The following is a 7,599-nucleotide window of genomic DNA, read 5'->3' as shown; positions in this document are numbered from 1 at the left end:
GCCGCGCCGGGCTCCGGGCACCGAGGGCGTGGGCCGGTCGTACGCCATAGGGGCCCCGGACGCGAACGCGGCCGAGGGGCCCGAGCCGCTGGACGGTCCCGGCGGCGCGGTGGAGGTCGCGGACACCCCGCGTCCGCAGCCGATGGACGACGAGCTGCCCCCGGAGCCGCTGGACAACCCGCGCCGGCTGCTGGTGTGGCCCGCGCCGGACGTGACGACGTCGGAGGCGCTGAGCAGCCGTGGCTACCGGCCGGTGGTCGTGCACTCGCGCGAGGAGGTCGACGCGCAGATCGCGGCGTTCCCCGCCGCGCTGTTCGTGGACCCGCTGACCGGCCCGATCACCCGGACCGCGCTGCAGTCGCTGCGCCAGGCGGCGGTGGCCGCCGAGGTGCCGGTGCTGGTGACGGCCGGTCTCGGCCAGGCGAGCCGCGAGGCGGCGTACGGCGCCGACCCGGCCGTCCTGCTCAAGGCGTTGGCCCCGCGCGACAGCGAGCAGCATCCGCCCCGGGTGCTGCTGATCGAGGAGCACGCGGAGATCGCGCTGGCGCTCACCGCGACGCTGGAGCGGCGCGGGATGCAGGTGGCGCGGGCCGCGAGCGACGCCGACGCGGTGACGCTGGCCGGGCAGTTCCGGCCGAACCTCGTGGTGATGGACCTGATGCGGACCAAGCAGCGTCAGGCCGGGATCGTGGACTGGCTGCGCGCCAACGGGCAGCTCGACCGGACCCCGCTGGTCGTCTACACGGCGGCGGTCGAGCAGGCGGACCTGCCGAAGCTGGCCTCGGGCGAGACGGTGCTGTTCCTCGCGGAGCGGTCCACCAGCGACGAGGTGCAGGGGCGGATCGTGGACCTGCTGGCCCGGATCGGCACCAACTGACAAAGGGAGCCGGGGGTGTTGTACCCCCGGCCCCCTGTCGGTCAAGAAGGCTCAGAGCCGCGTGACGTCCAGTTCCCCGTCCGCGTACCGCCTGCGCAGCACCTTCTTGTCGAACTTGCCGACGCTGGTCTTCGGGACCGTCTCGACGATCGTCCAGCGCTCGGGGAGCTGCCAGCGGGCGATCCCGCACTCCTCGGCGAGGAAGAGCCGCAGCGCCTCGAAACCGACCGCCGCGCCCTCCTTCAACACCACGGTGGCCAGCGGGCGTTCGTCCCACTTCTCGTCCGGCACGGCGACCACGGCGGCCTCGGCGACGTCCGGGTGGGCCATCAGGGCGTTCTCCAGCGCGACCGACGAGATCCACTCGCCGCCCGACTTGATGACGTCCTTGGCGCGGTCGGTCAGGGTGAGGTAGCCGTCGGGGGAGATGGTGCCGACGTCGCCGGTCTTCAGCCAGCCGTCCGCGCTGAACTTGTCGTCGGGGCGCAGGGGTTCGGCGCCGGGGCCGTTGTAGTAGGCGCCCGCGATCCAGGGGCCGCGCACCTCCAGCTCGCCCGCCGACTCGCCGTCCCAGGGCAGGCGTTCGCCGCCGGGGCCGGTGAGGCGGGCCTCGACGGAGGTGGGGAAGCGGCCCTGGGTGAGCCGGTAGGCGAACTCCTTCTCGGTGCCGATCGCGTGGGCGGGCGGCCGGGCGACCGTGCCGAGCGGAGAGGTCTCCGTCATGCCCCAGGCGTGGCAGACCCGCATGCCGAGCGCGTCGAACGCCTCCATCAGGGAGGGCGGACAGGCCGCGCCGCCGATGGTGACCTGGACGAGGGAGGAGACGTCGCGGGGGTTGGCGCCGAGTTCGGCGAGCAGGCCCTGCCAGATGGTGGGAACGGCGGCGGCGTGCGTCGGGCGCTCGGCCGCGATCATCTCGGCGAGCGGCACCGGCTGGAGGAACCGGTCCGGCATCAGCAGGTTGACGCCGGTCATGAACGCGGCGTCCGGCAGGCCCCAGGCGTTGACGTGGAACTGCGGGACGACCACCAGCGAGGTGTCCTGGTCGGTCAGGCCCATCGACTGGGTCATGTTGACCTGCATGGAGTGCAGGTAGACCGAACGGTGGCTGTACACCACGCCCTTGGGGTCGCCGGTGGTGCCGGAGGTGTAGCACATGGCGGCGGCCCGGCGTTCGTCCAGCTCGGGCCAGTCGTACGTCTCCGGGTGGCCGGCGAGCAGTTCCTCGTACTCGTGAAGCCGGGCGGTGCCGCCCGCGAGCGGGGCACGGTCGCCGGGGCCGGACACCACGATGTGCTCGACGGTGGGGAGCTGCGGCAGCAGGGGCGCGAGGAGCGGGATCAGCGAGCCGTTGACGATGATCACACGGTCGGCCGCGTGGTTGATGATCCACGCGAGCTGCTCGGCGGGCAGCCGCAGGTTGAGCGTGTGCAGTACGGCGCCCATGGACGGGATGGCGAAGTACGCCTCCACGTGGTCGGCGTTGTTCCACATCAGGGTCGCGACCCGGTCGTCGTCCCGCACCCCGAGGTCGGCCAGGGCGTGCGCGAGCTGGGCGGAGCGGGTGCCGATCTCGGCGAAGGTGCGCCGGTGCGGCTCGGCCTCGCCGGTCCAGGTGGTGATCAGGGACGACCCGTGCACGGTCGCGCCGTGGGTCAGAATCCTCGAGATCAGCAGCGGTACGTCCTGCATGGTGCTCAGCACAGCGGGCGTCCTCCCCGGCAGCGTTGCCTGTACGGAAGTAGAGTCGCGCTGATTCTGCGCACATACCGCGCGGTATGTCACTAGGGGCAGGGAAAGTCGCGCTGTGGGCTGCGCCTCGTGGCGGTGCTTCTGCTTCTCAGCGGGCGTGACCGAGTTCCGGGTCCTCGCGGAGTTTGCCGAGGGCGCGGGAGACGGCGGACTTCACGGTGCCGACCGAGACCCCGAGCAGCTCGGCGGTCTGGGCCTCGCTGAGGTCCTCGTAGTAGCGCAGGACGACCATCGCCCGCTGGCGCGCGGGCAGGCGCAGGATCGCCCGCCACATCGCGTCGCGCAGTGCCTGCCGTTCGGCCGGGTCGTCGGCGCCGGGACGCGGCTCGGGCTCGGGCAGCTCGTCGCAGGCGAACTCGTCCACCCGGCGTCTGCGCCACTGCGAGGTACGGGTGTTGAGCAGGGCGCGGCGCACATAGCCGTCCAGCGCCCGGTGGTCCTCGATGCGCTCCCAGGCGACGTACGTCTTGGCCAGCGCGGTCTGCAGCAGGTCCTCGGCGTCGCTCGGGTTGGCGGTGAGCGAGCGGGCGGTGCGCAGCAGGGCGGGGTGGCGGGCACGGACGTAGGAGGCGAAGGAGGGGTACAGCGAGGTCCCGGCCGGTGCGAGCCGGGGGTGGGGGAGAGTCTGCCGCGCTGGTGCGGCGGCGGCCGAGGCGCTGATGCAGACGGGTGCGGTCATGTCTCCACGCTAGGAGCGGGTACGGCGCCGGGGATCGGCCGGAGGTCCCGAAGCCGGGTCCGCCTCAGGTTGTAGGGGTGGGGTGCGCCGGACCTCCTGAAGGTGGAGTGAGCCTCCACCCGGCCTGGGGGTTGTCCCGGAGGGGTTGTCGGGGCAGGGCGCGGCACGCGTACGGACCAGGCCGGGCCGGGCGTACGGCAGCGGCGCGGCGGGCACCGAAGTGCCGGCCGCGCCGCTGTCATGACCCCGAAGCACACCCCGGCGGAGTCCCTCCCCAGGGACCCCGCCCCCGGCTCACCGGAGAGGTCCGCGGTGACTGCTGTCCATCTCTTCCTCCAGACCCGACTACGGCTTGAGTCAGGGAGGTTGGCCGACCATCCCGACTCGGTTCCTGCGGCGTCGCACCGGAGTACTGCCCGCCCGGCCCCGGCCCAATCCCCTCAGGGGGACGATTACCACGCAAGCGTGAGGACAAGTCGATAAACCACCATCACCACATTTCTTCGCCTTGCTGTGCAGACCGGACATCCTCGCCCACTTCCCATACTCGAACGCACGTACGACCATGGAGTCATGGCCACCTCCGACCGGCAGGCCACGCCGCTGGCCCTCGCCCACGCGCTGTCAGCCGCCGAGCGCGGACTGGCCGTCATCCCCCTGTCCCGGCGGAAGCTCCCGGCGCTGCGTTCCCCGCACCACGACGACCCCGCGCACCCGCCCTGCCACGGCGAGTGCGGACGGCTCGGGCACGGGGTGCACGACGCCTCCGCCGACCCCGCGCGCGTGCGCGCCCTGTTCGCCGCCGCGCCCTGGGCCACCGGGTACGGCATCGCCTGCGGGCTGCCCCCGCACCATCTGATCGGCGTCGACCTGGACACCAAGCCCGGCACGGACTCCCCGGCCGCGCTGCGCGCCCTCGCGGTACGGCACCGGTTCACGATCCCCGAGACGGTCGTCGTCCTCACCCCGAGCGGCGGCCGCCATCTCTGGCTCACCGGGCCGCCGGACGTGGCGGTCCCCAACTCCGCGAGCCGGCTGGCGCCCGGTATCGACATCCGGGGCGCGGGCGGCTACCTGGTCGGCCCCGGCTCACGGGGCACCCGCGGTACGTACGCGACGGCGCCGGGCACCGCCCATCTCCGCCCGGCGCCCTGTCCCCCGGCCCTGCTGCACCTCCTCCTGCCCCCGCCGCCCCGGCCTTCGCGGGCGCACCCGGCCGACGGCGGCGCGGCCCTGCTCCACTTCGTCCGCACCGCGCACGAGGGCGAGCGCAACTCCCGCCTCTTCTGGGCGGCGTGCCGGGCGTGGGAACAGGGCATGGGGGCCGCGCTGGCGGACCCCCTCCTGGACGCGGCCCTGGACACCGGCCTGCCGGAGGCGGAGGCACGGGCGACGTTGGCTTCGGCGGCGCGGAGGGCGGGGGGACCTTGATGAAGCCCCCGCACCGGTGGATCGTGGACCCGTCCCCGACAGCCTCTGGAGGCAAAGTGCCCGCCCTGCACGTCAAGGCATTCGACCACCTGGTCCTCAAGGTCGCCGACGTCGAACGCTCCCTCGGCTTCTACACCACGCTCCTCGGCCTCCAGCCGGAGAACGTCGACGAATGGCGCGCCGGCAAGGCCCCCTTCCCCTCCGTCCGCATCACCCCGGACACGATCATCGACATCGTCGAGGGCCCCCGCTCCGACTCCAACGTCGACCACTTCTGCCTCGTCGTGGACCCCCTGGACTGGGCCGAGATCATCGCCACCGGCCGCTTCACCGTCCTGGAGGGCCCGGTCCAGCGCTCGGGCGCGCGCGGCGAGGCGACGTCGATCTACGTCCAGGACCCGGACGGCAACACGATCGAGCTGCGGTGGTACCCGGAGGACGCGAAGGCATAACGCGGCGCACGCAGAAGGGGCGCCCCCCTGGCCGGGGGCGCCCCTTCTCCTTATCTCTGCGGAGGCGATGGGCTGTGAACCCACAATGACATCGCTGCCACGACGGTTCTCAAGACCGTTGCCTCAGGCCGCTCGGGCCACCCGTCCCGCTGCCGCCCACCTGAGAGGGAGCGGATACAGCGCACCGAGATCGGACCTCGTATCGGGGCCGTGGTCCACACAGGGGCCTCGGCAGTTGACCGATCTCCTCCGGCACGAACTGTCTCCGCACGGGGATCGTTCAGCATGGCCTGAAGAACCAGACCACTCTCAGTGAAGTGATCAATCGGTACAGTCACACCTCGAACCCGATCCAGAAGGTCACGATCGTCAGGCCCAAGTCCCGCTAGCAGCAAGGAACGTGAGATGCCGAGGTTGAAGCAGAGCCATGCAGCGGCGGGATTGACGGCAGCAGCAGCGTTGCTGACGTCTGGATGTGCTGTTCTCCACAGCAGCTCCGCTGATGCCAGAGGGCCGGGCGCGTCCTACGAGCAGGCGTACGCCGACCACGAGCCGTTGCACGTGGTCGGGTATCCCTCCACCGGCTCGTTGCTGGTGGCGCAAGAGCTGGTGTGGGACATCGCCGACGGCAAGACGGCTGAGCTCCGCAAGCTGGCAACCAGCGACAGCAGCGATGCGGTAGCCAAAAGGACCGCCGAGGACTGGATCAAGGGCTTCGGAGCCGGCGCCCGCGGCAAAGTGACCGGCGATTTCTATGACGACGGTTCAGAACGCCAAGTCGTGGTCCTGTACTTCCATGGCACCCACCAGGTCAAAGAGTTCACCGTTCGGCTCGACGGCGATGCGGGCAAGGAGGACTGGCGGGTTCTGATGAAGTCGACCGATTTCAAGGACGCCACCCAAGCTCCCAGCTGGGCGCCGAAGGAGCCGGGAGGCACCGGCTCCACCATGAAGAACAACAACTGATCGCATGGACACCCGAGGCCCCCGTCGTCCGGAGCGCGAGCCGGAGGGCGGGGGCTTTCCCACAACGCGACAGGGCCGGATCAAGGTGAGAAAGGCGCATGCAGAAGGGGCGCCCCTGATCGAGGGACACCCCTTCTGACCTGCAACATCCAGGACCTGCGCGGAGGCGGTGGGATTTGAACCCACGGTGACATCGCTGCCACGACGGTTTTCAAGACCGTTCCCTTAGGCCGCTCGGGCACACCTCCCCGCTTCGCCCACCTGGGGCGGAGCGGGGTACAGCGTACCGGGAGCGAGGGGCGGGCGGGGGACCTGGCTCAGCTGTCGCCGACTCGGGAGCCGAGGGTGAGGTCGACGGTGTGCTGGTCACCGCCCCGGGTGTAGGTGACCTTGACCTTGTCGCCGGGCTTGTGGGTCCAGATCTCGCCGATCAGGGTGGGGCCGCTGTCGATGACGGAGTCGTCCAGCTTGGTGATGACGTCGCCCGGCTTGAGGCCGGCCTTGGCGGCGGGGCCGCCCGACTCGACCGCGTCCGCGCCGCCCGCGCCCTGGTCGGTGATCTTCGCGCCGTCGGTGGACTCCTCCAGGGAGACCGAGGCACCGATCTTGGCGTACACCGGCTTGCCGGACTTGATGAGCTGCTGGGCGACGTACTTGGCCTGGTTGATCGGGATGGCGAACCCGAGGCCGATCGAGCCGGACTGGCCGGAGCCGAAGCTGCCGCCGCTGGTGGACTGGATCGCGGAGTTGATGCCGATCACCGCGCCGGAGGCGTTGAGCAGCGGGCCGCCGGAGTTGCCCGGGTTGATCGACGCGTCTGTCTGCAGGGCGCTCATGTAGGACGCCTTGCTGCTGGAGCTGCCGTCGCTGGAGGCCACCGGGCGGTTCTTGGCGCTGATGATGCCGGTCGTCACCGTGTTGGACAGCCCGAAGGGGGCGCCGATGGCGATCGTCTCGTCGCCCACCGCGACCTGGTCGGAGTTGCCGAGGGAGAGCGGCTTGAGGTCCGAGGGCGCGTTCTTCAGCTTGATGACGGCCACGTCGTAGCCCTGGGCGTGTCCCACGACCTCGGCGGCGTACTTGCGGCCGTCGGGGAAGGTGGCGGACAGCTTGCCGCCGCCGACCGCCTCGGCGACCACGTGGTTGTTGGTGACGATGTGGCCCTGGGTGTCGAAGACGAACCCGGTGCCCGTGCCGCCCTCGCCGCTGTTGCTCTCCGCCTCGATGGTCACCGTGCTGGGCAGCGCCTTGGAGGCCACGCCCGCGATGGTGCCCGGCGCCCGCTTGACCTGCGAGGCGCCGTTGTCCGCGGCGGAGACGGTGGTGGAGCCCTGGCCGTCGTTGTCCTTGGCCAGGGTGTAGCCGAGGCCGCCGCCCAGACCACCCGCGACCAGCGCGGCCACCAGTACCGCCGCGATCAGCCCGCCGCGCCCGCCGCCGGC

7 protein-coding genes and 1 tRNA gene are annotated in these 7,599 nt (G+C 71.5%); 4 read left to right on the top strand and 4 right to left on the bottom strand.

Annotation, left to right across the window (positions count from 1 at the left end):
• Window positions 1-877: response regulator (locus GT030_RS15635; protein WP_161201639.1), on the top strand; the 877-nt coding region annotated here is incomplete at its 5' end.
• A 51-nt stretch (window positions 878-928) separates the two neighbouring features.
• Here GT030_RS15635 and GT030_RS15630 read toward each other — a convergent pair.
• Together GT030_RS15630 and GT030_RS15625 are read right to left on the bottom strand one after the other, a co-directional pair.
• Window positions 929-2,581 (bottom strand): long-chain fatty acid--CoA ligase, encoded by a 1,653-nt coding sequence (locus GT030_RS15630; protein ID WP_161201638.1) that lies wholly within the window; start codon window positions 2,579-2,581, stop codon window positions 929-931.
• 136 nt (window positions 2,582-2,717) lie between these two features.
• The gene (locus GT030_RS15625; RefSeq protein WP_161201637.1) at window positions 2,718-3,308 is read right to left on the bottom strand and encodes a SigE family RNA polymerase sigma factor; all 591 of its coding nucleotides are present in this window, start codon (window positions 3,306-3,308) and stop codon (window positions 2,718-2,720) included.
• 573 nt (window positions 3,309-3,881) lie between these two features.
• On the opposite strand from GT030_RS15625, the gene GT030_RS15620 reads away from it, so the two are divergent.
• The 3 genes from GT030_RS15620 (at window position 3,882) to GT030_RS15610 (ending at window position 6,157) form a co-directional block, all read left to right on the top strand.
• The gene (locus GT030_RS15620; protein ID WP_161201636.1) at window positions 3,882-4,739 is read left to right on the top strand and encodes a bifunctional DNA primase/polymerase; all 858 of its coding nucleotides are present in this window, start codon (window positions 3,882-3,884) and stop codon (window positions 4,737-4,739) included.
• Between the two features lie 65 nt (window positions 4,740-4,804).
• Entirely contained in the window at window positions 4,805-5,191 is a 387-nt protein-coding gene (locus GT030_RS15615; RefSeq protein WP_237522479.1) for a VOC family protein, read from the top strand.
• A 405-nt stretch (window positions 5,192-5,596) separates the two neighbouring features.
• The gene (locus GT030_RS15610; RefSeq protein WP_161201634.1) at window positions 5,597-6,157 is read left to right on the top strand and encodes a hypothetical protein; all 561 of its coding nucleotides are present in this window, start codon (window positions 5,597-5,599) and stop codon (window positions 6,155-6,157) included.
• A 161-nt stretch (window positions 6,158-6,318) separates the two neighbouring features.
• Here GT030_RS15610 and GT030_RS15605 read toward each other — a convergent pair.
• Together GT030_RS15605 and GT030_RS15600 are read right to left on the bottom strand one after the other, a co-directional pair.
• A tRNA-Ser gene (locus GT030_RS15605) sits at window positions 6,319-6,405 on the bottom strand.
• A 69-nt stretch (window positions 6,406-6,474) separates the two neighbouring features.
• Window positions 6,475-7,599: trypsin-like peptidase domain-containing protein (locus GT030_RS15600; RefSeq protein ID WP_161201633.1), on the bottom strand; the 1,125-nt coding region annotated here is incomplete at its 5' end.

Origin of the sequence: Streptomyces sp. SID1328 (assembly GCF_009865595.1) — a bacterium.
GTDB classification, from domain to species: Bacteria; Actinomycetota; Actinomycetes; order Streptomycetales; family Streptomycetaceae; genus Streptomyces; species Streptomyces griseoluteus.
Note: the sequence above shows the minus strand (reverse complement) of the source record. Positions and strands in the feature narration are given on the sequence as shown.

Excerpts from the sequence above, each read along its gene's own strand:
- GT030_RS15625 (WP_161201637.1), bottom strand. The coding sequence starts at position 3,308 with ATGACCGCACCCGTCTGCATCAGCGCCTCGGCCGCCGCCGCACCAGCG.
- GT030_RS15620 (WP_161201636.1), top strand. The coding sequence starts at position 3,882 with ATGGCCACCTCCGACCGGCAGGCCACGCCGCTGGCCCTCGCCCACGCG.
- GT030_RS15610 (WP_161201634.1), top strand. The coding sequence starts at position 5,597 with ATGCCGAGGTTGAAGCAGAGCCATGCAGCGGCGGGATTGACGGCAGCA.